Source organism: Sphingobacteriales bacterium, assembly GCA_016719635.1.
GTDB lineage: Bacteria > Bacteroidota > Bacteroidia > Chitinophagales > JADIYW01 > JADJSS01.
This window is the reverse complement of record JADJYT010000002.1, coordinates 237,710-255,662: the sequence shown is the minus strand read 5'-3', so window position 1 is coordinate 255,662 and position 17,953 is coordinate 237,710. Positions and strand designations below refer to the sequence as shown.

The following is a 17,953-nucleotide window of genomic DNA, read 5'->3' as shown; positions in this document are numbered from 1 at the left end:
AATAGGCGTGCACTGATTCTATAACCAAATGTATTATATTAGCTCGCCGTAAAAAGCGGGCTTTTTTTATACCCCTAAATCCCCTAAAGGGGACTTGCAGACAGTTACCCCCCTTTAGGGGTGGGGGTAAAAAAAAGATAAAGAATGAAAATAGCAGACAATAACTCCCCTTTAGGGGGCGGGGGTTTAGGGGTTAGGGGTTATACTTTCCATACAACCCATAAAAAAATAATTTCCGATATGCTCACGCCGGTAAGCATATACCTGCGCTTACGTGCAAAATTTAAAAACTGTATTTTATTGGAGAGTTCCGATTATCATGGCGACGAACACAATTTTTCCTATATCTGTTTTCAGCCAATAGCAGGTTTCAAAGTAGAAGATGGAAACTTCATCGCGAACTATCCTGATAAAACAAAAACAGAAATTAATCTAAAAGAAAACAAACTAACCGATTTAATAAATAATTTCATTCAACAATTCTCTAATTCTTCAACTCTGCAATTACCAATTATCACGAATGGACTTTTCGGTTACATGACATACGATGTAGTTCAATATTTTGAAGATATACAACTTGATAAACCAAAACCTGAAATTCCAATTGCGCAATATTTTTGTTATCAGTACATCATTGCCTTTAATCATTTTAACCACGAATTATTCATCATAAAAAATGAAGTGGAAGGATTTGAAAACGATAAGACAACCTTAGATGAAATTGAAAGTATCATAAAATTTAAACCATTACAACTCGATGATTTTTCTGCCGAAAATGAGAAAAGATCAAATTTAGCGGACGCAGAATATATAGAAATGGTGAGCAATGGCAAACAATCCTGTTATCGCGGCGATGTTTTTCAGATTGTATTATCACGACAATTCCAGCAAAAATATCGCGGCGATGATTTTAATGTCTATCGTGCGTTACGTTCTGTAAATCCATCACCATATTGTTTTTATTTCGATTTGGAAAACTTTCGCTTAATGGGTTCTTCGCCGGAATCGCAATTGATTGTTAAAAATAATAAAGTAACCATTCATCCGATTGCCGGCACGTTCAGAAGAACAGGCGACGATGCAAAAGATGCAGCACTCGCACAAAAACTATCAGACGACCCTAAAGAAAATGCGGAACATATCATGCTGGTAGATTTGGCACGTAATGATTTATCACGTGGAGGAAAAAATACTAAGGTAGAAGTCTATCGCGAAGTGCAGTATTATTCGCATGTCATTCATCTGGTTTCAAAAGTTACAGCTGAAATTGAAGATATGGCTGATAAAATAAAAATAATAGGCGATACTTTTCCGGCGGGAACTTTAAGCGGTGCGCCAAAATATAAAGCCATGCAGTTAATCGATAAATATGAAACTACAAGCCGTGGGTTTTATGGCGGCTGTATCGGTCATTTAAATTTTAACGGCGATTTTAATCATGCGATAATGATAAGAAGTTTTTTAAGTAAAGACAATACACTTACATTTCAGGCTGGAGCCGGCGTGGTTGCTGATTCAGTTCCGGAAAGTGAATTGCAGGAAGTAGAAAATAAATTAGCAGCATTAATTAAAGCAATAGAATTGGCAAATACACTTTAACCCCTAAATCCCCTAAAGGGTACTTTGGGACAGTGATAAATAATGAGAAAGCAGTAAAATAAGAATGAAAAATAAAACAGTAGAAACAAATGGTATTGCACAAACAAGTTCCCCTTTAGGGGTTAGGGGTAATAGTTCCTCTTCAGGGGTTAGGGGTATGTTTTACGGTGCATCAAATCTTATTTTTGAAAATGCAAAAGAGTTGCGGAATAAGCAAACAGAAACGGAATTAATATTATGGAACATTTTAAAAGATTATAAATTAAAAGGATTTAAATTTCGCCGGCAACATCCAATATCAAATTATATTGCTGATTTTTATTGCCATAAAGCCAAATTAATAATTGAAATTGACGGCGAATATCATAATACTAAAGAACAGATTATAAGAGATAAAGAAAGAACAGAATATTTTGCAGAAATTGGATTACAAGAAATAAGATTTCCAAACCAACAAATATTATTTGAAATAGAAAACGTTTTAAATGAAATTGACAGTATAATAGGATTTAATAATGAAAAATAAAAAACCACAAAATCTCACAAATAATAACTCCCCTTTAGGGGTAGGAGGTAATAGTTCCCCTTTAGGGGTTAGGGGTAACATACTAGTATTAGATAATTACGATTCATTCACCTACAATCTGGTGCATTATGCGGAGTCCTTTCATGTAAAATGCGATGTCTTCCGCAATGATAAAATTACGCTGGAAGAGGTGAAGCGGTATGAAAAAATAATTCTTTCACCGGGTCCGGGAATTCCTGAAGAAGCAGGGATATTATTAGAACTGATAAAAGAGTATGCCTCATCAAAATCTATTCTAGGCGTATGTCTGGGGCATCAGGCTATAGGCCAGGTTTTTGGAGCAGAATTGTATAATGTGGGAAATGTCATACATGGGAAATCCAGAAATACCAGAGTGATTAAAGAAGATATCTTATTTGACGGTGTTGACAGGGAATTTCAAAGCGGACGCTATCACTCCTGGGCGATTAGGAATGTTTCATCACCGTTAATGGTAACGGCGGTGGATGATGATGATATTGTACAGGCCATTCAGCATGAAACGTATAATCTGCGCGGTGTGCAGTTTCACCCGGAAAGTGTGATGACCCCGCAAGGTATGAAGATGATTGAAAACTGGTTGTTTAAATGCTGATGCTGAGCTGCCTGTAGTTACCGCATCCTTTTAATATTTATTTTATCCTGAAAGACTACGGTATCTTTTTTGGTGATAATCAACTGGTAAGTTCCGCTCGCCATGCCAGAAACGTTTAAGACATTATTGGTAAGCTTATTCTGCCGGAATAGCAGTCTTCCCAAATTGTCGTAAAGCAGTATGGATATGTTTTCGGATAATGCTCCCTCTATAGTTAAATAGTCTGATGCCGGGTTTGGAAATATCCTAAAAATGGGAGTCATCGTGGATGGAGCGGCAGAGACACTACAGTTTCTGACCATAACGGAATCCTGTATAATGGATTCAAAGCTACCCCTGAAAATATATTTCTTTTGAATCGAATCAAAGACAGGTATCTTATTGATGTTGGTATCCGGCATATACGAATATTGGACTTTACAGATATAATGCGTGATCGGATCGGCAGCATTGCTTGTCACAAATGTTGAATCAGGGGTACTGTAAATAAGAGCATCACTTTTATACCAATTAAAAACGGGGTTCGGGATATTGGTACTTGCCGTTAACAGAACCGAATTCCCGGTACATACGACCGTATCTGATGTATGAACGGTAAGGTATGGCAACTCAATCCTGCCATATACAGGATTGTGATCACCTAAATCAAAAACACCCCAAAACTTCCTGTCAGTTGAATTTATACGGGCAACTTGCGTATAGTTGTTGTTTTTCAACGGTATCTTTCCGTTTTTAGAAGTCAGAATATAATCGATGAAATTTCTGTTGTTTTCACTGCCTTCCGAGTCCCAATGGTTATAGCCCCAGTAAGTCCCCCTGTAGGGACTATCCCATGTTAATGTCTGGTAGGTTGCTTCTATAGCCTGTAAGGTGTCTATCACATCCTGGTATACATTATAAGTATCATCGGTGAACTGATCTAAGGTTACGTTAAAATCCCCTGCAAATATTATGACATCTTCTTTCGGGAGTGAGAAGGTTTTAATAAAGCTTGACATGACATAAAAATCACAGGGCTGAACGCCGGTATGCGTCCCAAAAACATGAATGATCTGTCCCAGCTTATTGATCTTAACATATTTAACGCCTTTGTTGGCAGAGCCTGAAATGAAATCCGGATTGGTACAGCCGTTTTCTAAAAATGAAATATCCCTTTCTTCTAAAATCGGGAACTTGCTGACTACCCTTACCCCTCCATCTTTACCAACGACAGGGGTATTGGGTTCGTTGTGCCTGTTAGTGCTTTGGAACCTGTAGCGATGTCTTAAACTGTCCATTAACCTGATGTTTAAGTCCCGTTCAAAAAATTCCTGAAAAACGATGACATCCATATTGTCGGGGATTCCGAGATGAAAGACCGGCACCCTCTCATCTTCTTCGTTGTCATTAAATCCCACGGGTTTCAGAAATCCGGGGTTATATGTCCACATATTGATAATGTTTGGATTCAGCGTATCTGAAGGATCCGGTGTGATAGTGTATTTGCTGCCGGGCTGTACCTCACTGAGTGAAAATAGAACATTATCGGTTATGTCATTCTGTAAATCATAAGTGCCAAAAACAAGTTTATAGTCTGTTTGGTTATTTCTGATGATTCTTGTAGCTTCTTGTGGCTTATTCCCCGTATTGTCAGCCAATCTTATTCCCGGCATGGGAACATCAGTTGTTCCATCCGGATAGATTATATTGTAATAAACGGTCTGGTCAAATGAAAATGCGGGATTTTCAAAATGCAGATAAATGGTAAACAATGTATCGGTTCCATGACTAACAATATGTCGGATAGTATAGGATTCATTTCTAATGATATCATTGCTCCTGTTCATTTTTGACATGAAAATGCGCTCGGAATGTTCCGGATTAATTCTCAAAAGAATTCCTAAAAAGACGGCAGTTACCTGATCGCCGAATTTGTGGTGATTCGATATTTCCCAGGGGTTGTAATGTGTCTGACCCAGTGTAATTTTCGACTCATCCCCTGATATGCTGGAAGAAATATCGAAATCTATCGGAGTATTGTTGCAGAACATGGCAAATGTATTCAGGTCAAATAAGCTGCCGTACTGACCAAAAGAACAGTAATGGCTCAGGCATAAGAGCAGACAGATAATACTTTTTGAGCGCATGCTTGTTTTTATATGGAAAGAATGGTGTTCCGGGGGTATGGTACTGTTTTTAAAAAATAATCAGAATACCAGTGTTTTCATTCCGGTAATCTAATTTAAATATACAAAATCCCTTGCCATTTAGTGTTATCATCCAAAACAATCAGATAACATTTACAGCATTATTTATTGGCTTTTATATTGTATTTTGGTAAATGAAAAAGTTGATGCAGTATTTATTTGCAGGCAATATGCTCTCCAAATCCGAGGCGGCAATTGCGTTAAAGGATATTGCTTCCGGCAACCAGAATGATGCCCAGGTGGCTGCTTTTCTGGCGGTATACAATATGCGTATGCCGTCTACCGAAGAGTTGATTGGTTTTCGGCAGGCCATGCTGGATTTAGCGACACCCTTAGATTTCGGGAAACAGAAACTGCTGGATATTGTCGGTACGGGAGGAGATGGAAAGGATACGTTTAATATTTCCACGTTGGCATCTATCGTGTGTGCCGGGGCCGGTCTTAAAGTGGCCAAGCACGGCAATTATGGCGTTTCTTCCGTTTCCGGTTCATCCAATATTTTAGAATACCTGGGAGTAAAGTTTGCCGCCAGTCAGGAAGAGCTGAATGAACAGCTGCGCCATGCAAATATCACCTTTCTGCATGCACCATTGTTTCATCCGGCAATGAAAAATGTTGCTCCTGTACGGAAGCAATTGCAGGTCAAAACCATTTTTAATCTACTGGGACCTTTAGTGAATCCCGCCAACCCGACCACACAGATCATTGGCGTTTATAATGAAGCGGTAGGGAAGTTGTACAAAAATGTGTTGTCTGCAACGAAAGTAAATTTCGCAGTCATACATTCACTGGACGGTTACGATGAGATTTCACTGACAAATGATACCAGTGTCTATACCAAAAGCATGCATTATCTGATGGCACCGCAGGCATTCGGTTTTTCAAAGATACATCCGCTTTATATTCATGGCGGAGATACCATGGAGTCCAATGCTGCTGTTTTTATGAATGTGCTGGAAGGAAAGGCAACACAGGAACAGACGAATGTGGTACTGGCAAATGCCGGCCTGGCAATTTCCATCTTCAGAAAAACGGATATCCTGCATGGTGTGGCTGAGGCAAAGGAAAGCCTGGATAGCGGAATGGCATTGAATACATTCAAACAGTTAAAATCATTTTCAAACGGATAAGATGACCATTTTAGATAAAATAGTTGCACATAAACGTAGTGAGGTGGCCGATGCGAAAGTTGCAGTATCGCTAAAGCAATTGGAGCAGCAGGGTTTCTTCACCAGAAAGACGGTTTCATTAAAAGACAGACTGCTGGACAAGGACTCCAGCGGCATAATTGCAGAGTTTAAACGGAAGTCTCCAAGTAAAGGAGTGATAAATGATTCCGCAGCTCCGGACGAAGTGGTGAGAGGTTATGAACAAGCAGGTGCGGCCGGCAGTTCGGTCTTGACAGATACCTTTTTTTTTGGTGGTTGTCCGAAAGACCTGATGGCAGCCCGCGAAGTGGTTAATATTCCATTGCTGCGCAAAGATTTTATGATAGACGAATACCAGTTTGTCGAGGCAAGAAGCTGGGGTGCGGATTTGGTGCTGTTGATTGCATCGATTCTCACTCCTGCCGAAGTAAAACAATATACGGAGCTGGCAAAAAGCCTGGATTTGGAAGTGTTGCTGGAACTGCATGATGAACGTGAGCTGAATCACGTGAATCATCTTGTGGATATGGTGGGTATCAATAACCGGAATCTGAAAACCTTTGAGGTTGACATTGAACAATCTATCCGTATGGCGGAAAAACTGGGGAATGATTTTGTGAAAGTGGCGGAAAGCGGTATCTCAAAACCCCAGGATGTGGTGATGTTTCGTCAAAACGGATTTCAGGGTTTTCTTATAGGGGAAACATTTATGAAAACAACCTCTCCGGAAAAAGCATGTTCGGGTTTTATAGATGAATTAAGAGTATTTCAGAAATAAACGGCAGTGATTACTTTTCGTGGTTTTGGACAATTATGGCCCTTGTATTTCTTGCTGATATAAATATTGCTTCCGGCTCGTTTATAGCACCTGCTTCTGGCAGATGCCTCTGTAAAAGAGGCACCTAATAAGACACATAGCAGTAATAACAATAATAATCCTTTCATTCTTTAGAATATTAAGTTTGAAAGGGTTGTTATTTTCTATGCTTCAGAGGGAATAATGAAAACTGACAGAATCAGCAGTTCAATATTACTGAAATAAACGGTAAAAGTGAAATACTTAGTATGCTGATAGATTAGGAAATTGATTTTTTTAATAAATTTAACAAACAGCAGTAAAGGAGTCCTTGGAAAGGATACCTAGAAATAATTATTCTTTAGATTTCGTGCCTTTCTGCATTTTATAGGTTTCTTTTGTCCTGGCAGCAGAACCATCTTTGCACATCTTTTAGCTCGCTTTGGTTCTCCGTAGAGAGTTATGCTGCTCAGCAGAAAAACGGAGATGAGTGTAAAAAGCATCAGTTTATTCATGGGTTTTTATTTACTAAGCCATTTATTCAGTAAAACAGCCTGTTGCGGTAAAATGTTTTCTTGTTCTTCCAGTTTGTACAACTTTCTGTTATCTGAAGATAACGAAACTGCGATTAATTTTAGTTCACCCTTTCTCGAAATTAGCATTTCTATAACATCTTTTGGCTTTTTGTGGGCATAGATCTGTTTAAAATCCTTAAATACCCTGAACCCGTCTATCGCGATGATTTCATCCTCTGCATTTAATCCGGATTGAGCTGCCCCGTAATTTTTGTTGAGTTGTGTAACCAATAGTTTGCCTTCTTTCCAATGAGTGGACAAGCCGAGAAATACCTGGTTGCTGTCAGTCGTATTGATCAGGCGTAACCCTATCTTATTGAAGTAAAATTCAAGATCAGGCGTTTGGACAGTGTGTATGTATTTGTCAAAGAAAGGTTTGAAATCTATTCCTGATACGGATTTGAAAACCTCTGTCAGGCTATCTTCCGTAATTCCATCTGACGGATAAGCGGTGTAATTTTCATACAATCGTCTCATTACATCATCCAGACTCTTGGTTCCACGAGTGGCTTCTATGATGATAATGTCAAATACCTGGGCAATAATGGCACCTTTGGTGTAATAGCTTATCTGAGAGTTTCTGGAGTTTTCATTCCGCCTGTAATATTTCAACCAGGTGTCAAAACTTGCTTCAGCCAGTGTCTGAGTTTCTATGCCCGGGGTATTTAAAACATCGTTGATGTTTTTAGCGACGATATCAAAAAAATCATCCTGTGCGGTTACGCCGGCACGGTAACATACATAATCATCATAATAACTGGTAACTCCCTCGAAAAACCATAAGAGCGTCGAATAATTTTCATATTCATAATTAAACGGAATCAGTGCAGCAGGACGAATGCGTTTTACATTCCATAAGTGGAAGTATTCGTGTGCCAGCAGGCTGATTGCCCGCTGATAATTTTCCTTGTTGTAATCCCATCGGTTGATGTGATTGACGGAAGAATGGGCATGCTCCAAACCGCCATAACTGCCGTCTGTATGGTGAATGATAAAAACGTAATTTTTGCAGGGGTGGGAACCGAATATTCTTGTTTCCTCTTCCACAATACGTTTTAAATCAGCTATCAGTTTTTCAATATCGCAGTTGCTGTTTCCATAAATTGCCAACTCATGGGTCACTAATGCCGCTTCAAAGAAATAGGATATATGATTACCTATCTCAATCGGTGAGTCCAGCAGCTCATCCAGATTGGCTGCAACCCGAATCCATTTATTATCGTCTTTTGATGGTAGTGCGGTGGAGATATGTTTCCACTCATGGAATGGCATAATGTGGATTTCAGCTGCTGTGTCCTCATAACCCTCAAGATAAAGGAAAGTTGGCGCACCGTTTATCAGCGCATGACTGTCATCCACAAAATTCGTCCGGACGGAATATTCAAAACAATACGTCTGATATCTCAGGGTAATTTCTTTTGAGTTCAGGGTATCGATTTTCCAGGTATTCTTGTCTGTCTTTTCTACACGCCTTGGGGGATGGTTTCTGATTTCTGCTTCAACGAAGTCAATATTTTTCTGGAACTCCCTGATCAGGTAGCTTCCGGGTGTCCACACTGCCATCTTTAGGGTTAATTCACTTGCTTCCATTTCACTGATATGCATTTCTACATGCAGGTAGTGTGTATGAGGTGCTGGAAAGGAAAGTGTGTATCGGATATTCATAATCTAAACAAAAATGCTGGGCATGATCAGTAAAATGGTTTAATGATTTATAACAAGTCTCTCACTAATAACAATATACCAAATGGTATCAGGCAGGACAAAAATACAAAAATATACAAGATTACCGTACGTTTCGGTGAATGAAAGTCGATGAGCTCATTGCCGAATGATAAATGATCCAGCAGCCAGATGGCAGTATAGGTTAGGTTACAGAGTAACGCATATAAGACGGCAAAGGCAATGGATGTCAGGAAGAACAATATATCAAATGATGCATCGCGCTTGACATACAAATTTATGATGACGACAATCAGCAATCCGATACATCCGGTCAGCAGGTTGTATTTCAATCTCCGCATTTCCCACCACGTCCGTGAAGGTATAAGTACACTTTTGTTTAAGTTGTCGTTTATTTCCATGATTCCTTATTTAACTAAATGGTTGTTGTAACAACTAATTTTCTTCCTTTTTTGATGTATCTTTGTTAAGATAAAAATAAGAAAAACGGGCAGCTTGTCATCACAACAAATCATTGCACTGGAAGAAAGATACGGAGCGCATAATTATCATCCTCTGCCGGTGGTACTGGCAAAAGGAAAAGGCGTGCACGTTTGGGATGTGGAAGGAAAGCAATACCTGGACTTTTTGTCCTCTTATTCTGCCGTTAATCAGGGGCACTGTCACCCTAAGATTGTCAAAGCGATGCAGGAACAGGCAGCGGTGCTGACGCTTACTTCCCGTGCCTTTCACAGCAATCTCCTGGGGGTGTATATGGAGTACATCACACAGCTGTTAGGTTATGATAAGGTATTGCCGATGAATACAGGAGTGGAAGGCGGTGAAACGGCTTTCAAGCTGGCACGTCGCTGGGGATACGATGTCAAGGGCGTTGAAAAAGATAAAGCCGTCATTATAGTAGCAGAGGATAATTTCTGGGGAAGGACGATGGCTGCAATTTCCTCGTCTACCGATCCCTCTTCTTATGGCGGTTTTGGGCCTTATTTGCCGGGCATTTTCAAAGTTCCCTATAATGATACGGATGCATTAGAGGCTGCCTTTCAGGATAAGAATGTGGCGGCATTCATGGTGGAACCGATACAGGGAGAAGCCGGGGTAGTGGTACCGGATGAAGGTTATCTGATCAAAGTGCGTGCCTTATGCACCCAATATAATGTACTGTTTATCGCCGATGAAGTGCAGACGGGCATTGCACGTACCGGAAAAATGATGGCCTGTGACCATGAAAATGTGAAACCGGATATCTTGATTTTGGGCAAGGCATTAAGCGGCGGCACCATGCCGGTCAGTGCGGTACTCGCGAATGACGCAGTCATGCTGTGCATTAAACCGGGTGAGCACGGTTCTACGTTCGGCGGCAATCCGCTGGCGTGCGCCGTGGCTATGGCGAGTTTGCAGGTCATTATAGACGAGAATCTCGCCGACAATGCCCAATATATGGGTGAAATATTCCGCAGAGAACTGAGAAACCTGAACCTGCCTGTCATTGAACGGGTGCGCGGGAAAGGATTGCTGAATGCTATTGTGATTAATACCGGAAACAGCGAAGAACATACCTGGAATAACCCCGGAGAACTGGCCTGGAATATCTGCCTCAGGATGCGGGATAACGGATTACTGGCAAAGCCAACGCACGGCAACATCATCCGTTTCGCACCTCCGCTGATTATTACCGAAGCACAGGTGAAAGAAGCGGTGGAGATTATCGGTGCCTCCATACAAGAGGTGTTGAATAAATAGTAATTTCATCTATTCAAATTTAAATAGCCTGCAGCTCATCACTCTCATGTCTCAAAATTCCTTTTGCATCGGATTTGGAGAAATGAATCATGGCCTTGGCTATCTGTTCCGCCTTGATGGATTTATATTTAGCCAGCGGTCCGAACATCAGCGTATCATACACAGGGGATAATTTTTGTGCAATATCTTCGCCTGTTCTGCTTTCTTTTCGCTCTCCGATAATCAAACTCGGCTGCAGGATATGGAACGCATCAAAGTTTAATTTCCCGATTGCTTCTTCCACTTCACCTTTCACACGATTGTAGAAAATAATGGAACTTTTGGAGGAGCCCAAGGCTGTAATGATTAAAAAAGTGGATGTGCCGTTTTGTTTTGCAATTTCCGCCACTTGTAGCGGGTATTCATAATCCACCTTCCTGAATGCTTCCTGTGAGCCTGCTGCCTTAATGGTGGTGCCCAAACAACAAAAGACAACATCCGCTTTAATGTCCTTCGAGTATTTGTCCGGTTCATCAAAGTTTACAATCACTTCTTTCAGCTTAGGATTGTTATTGTTTAATGGTTTTCTGCTTAAAACCACCACACTGTCATAAGATGGATCTTGCAGCAATTGATCTAAAACAAAACTGCCTACCAATCCGGTGGCACCCACTAATAATGCTGACTTAGCCATAAAAAATCTTTTATCAAATGTAAACAATATTTGTCTTAATACTTAATACTCATTACTTTTGGTCTCATGATACTATTTGCGGACAGTGGCTCCACCAAGACGAGTTGGTTGTTATATGATAAAAATGACCGCTCCAGAAAATATTTTGAGACATTAGGTATAAATCCCATCATCCACCACCACGAGGAGATCTTTCAGAAAGTATATTCAATTGCCGAATTGGTTGCTGTAGCGGATAAGGTAGAGGAGATAAAATTCTTTGGCGCAGGCTGCTCCAGCCCGGAACGGAATAAACTCGCTCAGGCGGCGCTGAAATCCATCTTTACAAAGGCAACCATAGAAATTGACCACGATATGAAAGCGGCGGCATATGCCATCTGCGGAAACGAACCGGGTATAGCCTGTATTTTAGGAACCGGTTCCAATTCCATTTTCTTTGACGGAACAAATCTGGTGGAATCCTATGCCGGAATAGGCTATATTTTGGGAGATGAGGCAAGCGGCGCCTATTTCGGAAAAATCCTCCTGCGCGATTTTTTATACCATTTACTGCCGGTGGAAATGGAGCACTATCTGCTGACAGAATATAAGCTGGAGAAAAATACCATCTTTCAGCTGGTGTACAAAGAAGCCTCGCCGAACCGCTATCTGGCAAGTTTTGCACCCGTTTTGTCAAAGTTCAGGGAAACGGATTATGTTCAGGTGACCCTGCAAAGAGGATTTACCGAATTCTTTGATTTTCATGTCTCCTGTTTTGAAAACTACCAGGATTATCCGATTGGTTTTGTGGGTTCCATCGCCAATTCATTTAAAGTGGAGCTGAAAAAGGTGGCGGACGAGTTTGAGTGTCATTTGGGAAAATTCGTACAGCGCCCGATTGATGAAATAGCGGATTATTTTATTTCTAAATCTAGTCAGTAAGGTGTATTGCAGATCGTGAATATTTATACTAAATTAATCATCGATTCGTTTAAATTCTACGTTTTTAAATCCGAACCGTGCATACGATAGAACCTTATTGGAAATGGCGTGACTTTTACACAGCTGAAGAAGATGAGAAATCACCTTTCTTCGGACGGGAGTACAGTGAATTTATGTTTTCCGAAAAAATTTACAACTATTTCATCCATCCGCAATGGGATTATTTCGGTTCGGATACGCTGTACCTTAAATTGCTCTATGCAGATTATAAACAGGGTGCTGCCGTGATGGAGTTTATAGGTGAATGGAATGATTGTATCCGGAACGATGTCATGTTTCTAAAGCGTGACGTCATAGATGTGTTGATAGATAACGGTATTTCCAAATTTGTCTTGATCGGAGAGAACATCCTGGAGTTTTTTGCACAGGGGAATGAATACTATGAGGAATGGTATGAAGATATCAGGGATAAGGACGGCTGGATCATTGCCATCAATTTCCGGCAGCATATTATGGAGGAGTTACAACAAAGCGGTATCCATTATTTTGTTAATGTAAATGAAAAATACGCGGATATCAACTGGCGGAAATACCAGCCGCATCATTTGATTACCTATCTCGATGATTTGCTGATTAAAGTGATTCAATAATTCCATGCTTTCAGTTTTTTGCCTTAATTTTAAAGTATGTCTAAGCTTTACATCGTTCCGACACCAATCGGCAATCTGCAGGATATGACGTTTCGTGCCGTCGAGGTGCTGAAGTCTGTTCAGCTGATTCTGGCCGAGGATACAAGAACCTCAAAGTTTCTGTGTCATCATTATCTGATAACAACACCGTTGCAGGCTTACCATAAAGACAATGAGCATAAAGCGGTGGAAAACGTGGTGCAGAAAATAAAATCAGGCATAGTGATGGCGTTGGTCTCTGATGCAGGCACACCGGGTATCTCCGATCCGGGTTTTTTGCTGGTGCGGGAGTGCCTGAAAAATGAAGTGGAAGTGGAATGCCTGCCGGGTGCCACGGCATTGATTCCGGCATTGGTCAATTCCGGCTTCCCAACCGACCGTTTTATTTTTGAAGGATTCTTACCGCATCAGAAAGGAAGGCAAAAACGCCTCAAGACACTGGAGAAAGAGGACAGAACCGTTGTTCTTTATGAATCGCCTTACAGGATAATCAAGCTGCTGAACGAATTGAAAGAATATTTCGGAGAGGAGCGGCATATATCCATCAGCAGGGAACTGACGAAAAAATTTGAAGAAACCTTCAGGGGAACCATTGCTCAAGCGCTGATACATTTTTCACAGAAAGAACCCAAAGGAGAATTTGTGGTGGTGATGGAAGGAGTACGTAAAGAAGAACCGGTTGCCAAAAGCAATAAAGAAAAGTATGGTAAATGAGGAGGGGCATTTTATTCAAAATACAAATCAATTTATTTACAAAAATTCCATTAATCAAGTTCAGATAAAAAAGGATGAATAACTTAACAGACATACAGGAGCGAACCATACTGGCTGTAAAAAAAGCTGCAGCTTTCATACAGCATGAAATCGGTAGAATCCATCAAATTGATATTGAAACGAAAGCGCTGAACAGCTTGGTGACGTATGTCGATAAGGAATCGGAAAAGATACTGGTTGCCGAACTGAAGCGGATACTTCCTGAAGCCACTTTTCTGACCGAAGAAAATACCATCGAGCAAAAGCAGGGCGAATGGCAGTGGATCATTGATCCGCTTGACGGCACTACTAATTTTATACATCAGGTGCCGGTATTCGGCATTTCCGTAGGATTAAAACACCAGGATGAAGTAGTGGTGGGTGTGGTCTATGAACTGAACAGGAATGAATTGTTTTATGCAGCTAAAGGTCAGGGTGCATTCTTAAACGGCACGCAAATAGTTGTTTCTAACACGAACAGACTGGCCGACAGCTTAATTGCTACCGGTTTTCCCTATTACGATTTTGAACTGCTGGAGAATTACCTGAATGTATTTCAGGAACTGATGACGACAACGCGAGGTATCCGCCGCCTAGGTTCAGCCGCCATTGACTTGTGTTTTACGGCGTGCGGACGTTTCGACGCATTTTTTGAATACAGTCTTTCGCCGTGGGATGTGGCAGCCGGTGCCTTGATTTTGCAGGAAGCAGGAGGGAAGATAGCCGATTTTAATGGCAAGGATAACTGGCTGTATGGAAGACAAATCATAGGCAGCAATCCGCATATTTCCGCTCAGATTCTGGAATTGGTCAGGAAACATTTTTAAGCAGCGGTATGTATTTTTGATTATCTTTAATGGTTTGAATTAAAATAATACTCATGAAATTTATCGTAAAATTCCTTATTAAGGTAGCTGCCGTTATCGGACTATCATATTTACTGCCGTTAATTGGATTAAAAGTAATTGTCGCTACACCGATGGATGCTGTAAAAGTGGCACTCGTGCTTACCATCCTGAACACGTTTCTGAAACCAATTGTCAGCTTTTTCACCATTCCGATTTCCTGTCTCACGCTTGGATTGTTTTCACTCGTAATCAGTGCTGCCATGGTCAAACTTGCAGATTATTTTCTATCGGGATTTGATGTATTTGGTATTGCGAACGGCTGGCTGACAGCATTAGTATTCAGTTTAGGGTTCACGTTTATTTGTTCTATGGTGGAACGTTTCATCATAGAAGACAAGTAAATCAGAAACTCTGTCAGTTTTTTATAAATTCTTCTGACAATATTTCCGTTTTTATAAGTAATACTTCCAGGACTCATGCTTGCATAGTTTTTGTTTGGTCAGTATTGATATGTTGTAGAGTTAAAATAAAGAATTCTATACTTTTCAAAAACGCACGAATTCAATACTATGAATCCAAACAACTATACCATTAAATCTCAGGAAGCCATTGCCGAAGCCCAGCAAATCGCTTTCGATCTGAAACATCCGTCACTCGATACGTTTCATTTACTGAAAGGTATTTTTGATAATGACCAGGATGTCACGCCGTTTTTACTGAAAAAAGTAGACGCGGATATCAATAAGATAAAATCTGAACTGGAAGCAATTCTCCAGAAACAACCTACAGTATCCGGTGACAGTATGAAGTATCCGTCGCAGGCATTGTCGCAAACTTTGCTGAAAGCCAATTCTTACTTAAAGGAATTCAATGACGTGTATGTCTCCATCGAGCATCTATTGTTGGGGTTGTTAAGCTCCAATGATGTTACCGCAGATTTATTGAAGAAAAACAAGATTACGGAAAGTAATTTAAAACAAGCCATTAAAGAACTCAGAAAAGGACAAACCGTGAATAATCCAAGCGCAGACACTACGTATAATTCTTTGGAAAAATACGCCAAGAATTTGAACCAACTGGCACAGGACAATAAACTGGATCCTGTGATAGGCAGGGATGAAGAAATACGCCGGGTATTGCATATTCTTTCGCGCAGAACAAAAAATAATCCGATTCTGGTCGGTGAGCCTGGAGTCGGTAAAACAGCCATTGCAGAAGGCATCGCGTTCCGTATCATTTCCGGGGATATACCCGAAAATCTGAAATCTAAAACAATCTACTCCCTGGATATGGGAGCCTTGATTGCCGGCGCGAAGTATAAAGGGGAATTTGAAGAACGTCTGAAAGCCGTTATCAAGGAAGTCATCAGCAGCGACGGGCAGATCATCTTATTCATCGATGAGATTCATACGCTTGTAGGTGCCGGCGGCGGCGGCGACGGTGCTATGGATGCAGCCAATATTTTAAAACCTGCTCTGGCCCGCGGAGAATTGCGCGCCATCGGTGCGACCACCTTAGCGGAATATCAAAAATATTTTGAAAAAGACAAGGCACTCGAACGGCGATTCCAAAAAGTGATGGTGCAGGAACCCAGTGTGGAAGACACCGTTTCCATTTTACGCGGACTGAAGGAGCGTTACGAAAATCACCATAAAGTGACCATTAAAGATGAAGCGATCATTGCTGCGGCTGAATTGTCGAGCCGCTATATCACCAATCGGTTTTTACCGGATAAAGCCATCGACTTAATCGACGAAGCAGCAGCAAAACTGCGCCTGGAGATGGATTCTGTTCCTGAAGAACTCGATGAGCTGGAACGTAAAATCCGTCAGCTGGAAATTGAACGTGAAGCCATTAAACGCGAAAATGATGAAGTAAAAGTGCAGGATCTATCCAGGCAAATAGCAGAATTAAGTGAGAAGCGGAATGCGTTTAAAGCGAAATGGGAAAGCGAGAAAACCGTGGTGGACAGAATTCAAAATGAGAAGATAAAAATTGAAAATTATAAAACGGAAGCGGAACAGGCGGAGCGAAACGGCGATTACGGAAAAGTAGCGGAAATCCGTTACGGAAAAATAAAGGAAGCGGAAGCGAATCTGCAAAATTACGAGAGTGAACTGCAGGAAAATAAAGACGGCTCACGTCTGATGAAAGAAGAAGTGACGGGTGAAAATATCGCGGAGATTGTTTCACGCTGGACAGGTATTCCGCTGACGAAAATGCTGCAGGCAGAAAAAGATAAATTACTGAACCTGGAAGATTACCTTCATGGGAGAGTGGTTGGGCAGGATGAAGCCATCGTGGCGGTATCCGATGCTATCCGCAGAAGCCGTGCCGGTTTGCAGGATCCGAAAAAGCCGTTGGGCTCTTTCCTCTTCATCGGCACTACGGGTGTCGGTAAGACAGAGTTGTCCAAAGCATTGGCGGAATTGTTGTTCGACGATGAAAAAGCCATGGTTCGCATCGACATGAGTGAATACATGGAAAAACACAGTGTTTCCCGCCTGATAGGCTCGCCTCCGGGATATGTGGGATACGATGAAGGCGGACAGCTGACCGAAGCGGTACGCAACCATCCGTATTCCGTGGTGCTGCTGGATGAAATTGAAAAAGCGCATCCCGATGTATTTAATGTGTTGCTGCAGGTGCTGGAAGACGGCCGCCTGACAGACAATAAAGGACGAGTGGTGGATTTTAAAAATACCATCATCATCATGACATCGAATATCGGCTCCCACCTGATACAGCAGAATTTTGAAAATGTGAAAACCGAAGATGAGATATTTGCTGCAACGGAAACATCCAAAGTACAGATTTTTGATGCGTTGAAACGCGTATTGAGACCGGAGTTCTTCAACAGGATTGATGAAGTCATTATGTTCAAACCATTGCTGCAGGGAGATATACGGGAGATTGTAAAGATTCAGCTGAACAACCTGAAGAACCAATTGCATGGAATGGAAATTGAAATGGAATATACCGATGAGTTGGTCGATTATTTTTCCAAAGAAGGCTATGATCCGCAGTACGGCGCACGTCCGCTGAAGCGATTGATAAACAGAGAACTTATCAATCAGCTATCTAAGATGATACTGGCGGATAAGATACAGAAAGACAAAACCGTTATTGCGGATTGTATAAATGACGAAATTGTATTCAGGAACAGATAAGATTATAAATGG

16 protein-coding genes are annotated in these 17,953 nt (G+C 41.1%); 12 read left to right on the top strand and 4 right to left on the bottom strand.

The window, feature by feature from the left end; translation table 11 throughout:
- The first annotated feature begins 144 nt into the window (after window positions 1–144).
- The 3 genes from IPM95_05360 (at window position 145) to IPM95_05350 (ending at window position 2,759) form a co-directional block, all read left to right on the top strand.
- On the top strand, window positions 145–1,599 hold the full coding sequence (locus IPM95_05360) for an anthranilate synthase component I family protein (GenBank protein ID MBK9328746.1): 1,455 nt from the start codon (window positions 145–147) through the stop codon (window positions 1,597–1,599).
- Between the two features lie 157 nt (window positions 1,600–1,756).
- Window positions 1,757–2,125: an endonuclease domain-containing protein gene (locus tag IPM95_05355; GenBank protein ID MBK9328745.1), complete on the top strand. Its 369-nt coding sequence runs from the start codon at window positions 1,757–1,759 to the stop codon at window positions 2,123–2,125.
- Window positions 2,115–2,759 carry an aminodeoxychorismate/anthranilate synthase component II gene (locus IPM95_05350; protein ID MBK9328744.1) on the top strand — a complete coding sequence of 215 codons (645 nt, stop codon included), beginning with the start codon at window positions 2,115–2,117 and terminating at the stop codon, window positions 2,757–2,759. The genes IPM95_05355 and IPM95_05350 overlap by 11 nt, the downstream gene beginning before the upstream one ends.
- A gap of 17 nt (window positions 2,760–2,776) precedes the next feature.
- On the opposite strand, the gene IPM95_05345 is transcribed toward IPM95_05350, so the two are convergent.
- A complete protein-coding gene (locus tag IPM95_05345; GenBank protein ID MBK9328743.1) occupies window positions 2,777–4,885 on the bottom strand; it encodes a T9SS type A sorting domain-containing protein in 2,109 nt (702 codons plus the stop codon).
- 194 nt (window positions 4,886–5,079) lie between these two features.
- Here IPM95_05345 and trpD point away from each other — a divergent pair, with 194 nt between their 5' ends.
- Together trpD and trpC are read left to right on the top strand one after the other, a co-directional pair.
- Window positions 5,080–6,075, top strand: coding sequence for an anthranilate phosphoribosyltransferase (gene trpD, locus IPM95_05340; GenBank protein MBK9328742.1), 996 nt, complete (start codon window positions 5,080–5,082; stop codon window positions 6,073–6,075).
- 1 nt (window position 6,076) lies between these two features.
- On the top strand, window positions 6,077–6,871 hold the full coding sequence (gene trpC, locus IPM95_05335) for an indole-3-glycerol phosphate synthase TrpC (GenBank protein MBK9328741.1): 795 nt from the start codon (window positions 6,077–6,079) through the stop codon (window positions 6,869–6,871).
- Between the two features lie 539 nt (window positions 6,872–7,410).
- Here trpC and IPM95_05330 read toward each other — a convergent pair.
- Together IPM95_05330 and IPM95_05325 are read right to left on the bottom strand one after the other, a co-directional pair.
- A complete protein-coding gene (locus tag IPM95_05330; GenBank protein ID MBK9328740.1) occupies window positions 7,411–9,129 on the bottom strand; it encodes a M61 family metallopeptidase in 1,719 nt (572 codons plus the stop codon).
- Between the two features lie 47 nt (window positions 9,130–9,176).
- Window positions 9,177–9,548 carry a hypothetical protein gene (locus IPM95_05325; GenBank protein MBK9328739.1) on the bottom strand — a complete coding sequence of 124 codons (372 nt, stop codon included), beginning with the start codon at window positions 9,546–9,548 and terminating at the stop codon, window positions 9,177–9,179.
- A gap of 94 nt (window positions 9,549–9,642) precedes the next feature.
- Here IPM95_05325 and rocD point away from each other — a divergent pair, with 94 nt between their 5' ends.
- Window positions 9,643–10,887, top strand: coding sequence for an ornithine--oxo-acid transaminase (gene rocD, locus IPM95_05320; protein ID MBK9328738.1), 1,245 nt, complete (start codon window positions 9,643–9,645; stop codon window positions 10,885–10,887).
- 19 nt (window positions 10,888–10,906) lie between these two features.
- Here the strand turns inward: rocD and IPM95_05315 are convergent, their stop codons facing one another.
- On the bottom strand, window positions 10,907–11,560 hold the full coding sequence (locus tag IPM95_05315) for an oxidoreductase (protein ID MBK9328737.1): 654 nt from the start codon (window positions 11,558–11,560) through the stop codon (window positions 10,907–10,909).
- 66 nt (window positions 11,561–11,626) lie between these two features.
- Between IPM95_05315 and IPM95_05310 the strand changes: the two genes are divergently transcribed.
- The 6 genes from IPM95_05310 (at window position 11,627) to clpB (ending at window position 17,941) form a co-directional block, all read left to right on the top strand.
- Entirely contained in the window at window positions 11,627–12,481 is an 855-nt protein-coding gene (locus IPM95_05310; GenBank protein MBK9328736.1) for an N-acetylglucosamine kinase, read from the top strand.
- Window positions 12,482–12,558: 77 nt separating this feature from the next.
- Complete coding sequence (locus IPM95_05305; GenBank protein MBK9328735.1) at window positions 12,559–13,131, top strand: hypothetical protein; 573 nt, start codon at window positions 12,559–12,561, stop codon at window positions 13,129–13,131.
- Window positions 13,132–13,167: 36 nt separating this feature from the next.
- Complete coding sequence (gene rsmI / locus IPM95_05300) at window positions 13,168–13,884, top strand: 16S rRNA (cytidine(1402)-2'-O)-methyltransferase (GenBank protein MBK9328734.1); 717 nt, start codon at window positions 13,168–13,170, stop codon at window positions 13,882–13,884.
- 74 nt (window positions 13,885–13,958) lie between these two features.
- A complete protein-coding gene (locus IPM95_05295) occupies window positions 13,959–14,750 on the top strand; it encodes an inositol monophosphatase (protein MBK9328733.1) in 792 nt (263 codons plus the stop codon).
- Between the two features lie 53 nt (window positions 14,751–14,803).
- Complete coding sequence (locus IPM95_05290) at window positions 14,804–15,172, top strand: phage holin family protein (protein ID MBK9328732.1); 369 nt, start codon at window positions 14,804–14,806, stop codon at window positions 15,170–15,172.
- 168 nt (window positions 15,173–15,340) lie between these two features.
- Complete coding sequence (gene clpB / locus IPM95_05285) at window positions 15,341–17,941, top strand: ATP-dependent chaperone ClpB (protein ID MBK9328731.1); 2,601 nt, start codon at window positions 15,341–15,343, stop codon at window positions 17,939–17,941.
- Window positions 17,942–17,953 lie beyond the last annotated feature (12 nt).

What these genes read in the sequence shown, in the direction of transcription:
- clpB (MBK9328731.1), top strand. Translation starts at nt 15,341, where the DNA reads ATGAATCCAAACAACTATACCATTAAATCTCAGGAAGCCATTGCCGAA.
- IPM95_05325 (MBK9328739.1), bottom strand. Translation starts at nt 9,548, where the DNA reads ATGGAAATAAACGACAACTTAAACAAAAGTGTACTTATACCTTCACGG.
- trpC (MBK9328741.1), top strand. Translation starts at nt 6,077, where the DNA reads ATGACCATTTTAGATAAAATAGTTGCACATAAACGTAGTGAGGTGGCC.
- IPM95_05330 (MBK9328740.1), bottom strand. Translation starts at nt 9,129, where the DNA reads ATGAATATCCGATACACACTTTCCTTTCCAGCACCTCATACACACTAC.
- IPM95_05350 (MBK9328744.1), top strand. Translation starts at nt 2,115, where the DNA reads ATGAAAAATAAAAAACCACAAAATCTCACAAATAATAACTCCCCTTTA.
- IPM95_05360 (MBK9328746.1), top strand. Translation starts at nt 145, where the DNA reads ATGAAAATAGCAGACAATAACTCCCCTTTAGGGGGCGGGGGTTTAGGG.
- IPM95_05295 (MBK9328733.1), top strand. Translation starts at nt 13,959, where the DNA reads ATGAATAACTTAACAGACATACAGGAGCGAACCATACTGGCTGTAAAA.
- rsmI (MBK9328734.1), top strand. Translation starts at nt 13,168, where the DNA reads ATGTCTAAGCTTTACATCGTTCCGACACCAATCGGCAATCTGCAGGAT.
- IPM95_05310 (MBK9328736.1), top strand. Translation starts at nt 11,627, where the DNA reads ATGATACTATTTGCGGACAGTGGCTCCACCAAGACGAGTTGGTTGTTA.
- trpD (MBK9328742.1), top strand. Translation starts at nt 5,080, where the DNA reads ATGAAAAAGTTGATGCAGTATTTATTTGCAGGCAATATGCTCTCCAAA.
- IPM95_05290 (MBK9328732.1), top strand. Translation starts at nt 14,804, where the DNA reads ATGAAATTTATCGTAAAATTCCTTATTAAGGTAGCTGCCGTTATCGGA.
- IPM95_05315 (MBK9328737.1), bottom strand. Translation starts at nt 11,560, where the DNA reads ATGGCTAAGTCAGCATTATTAGTGGGTGCCACCGGATTGGTAGGCAGT.
- IPM95_05355 (MBK9328745.1), top strand. Translation starts at nt 1,757, where the DNA reads ATGTTTTACGGTGCATCAAATCTTATTTTTGAAAATGCAAAAGAGTTG.
- IPM95_05345 (MBK9328743.1), bottom strand. Translation starts at nt 4,885, where the DNA reads ATGCGCTCAAAAAGTATTATCTGTCTGCTCTTATGCCTGAGCCATTAC.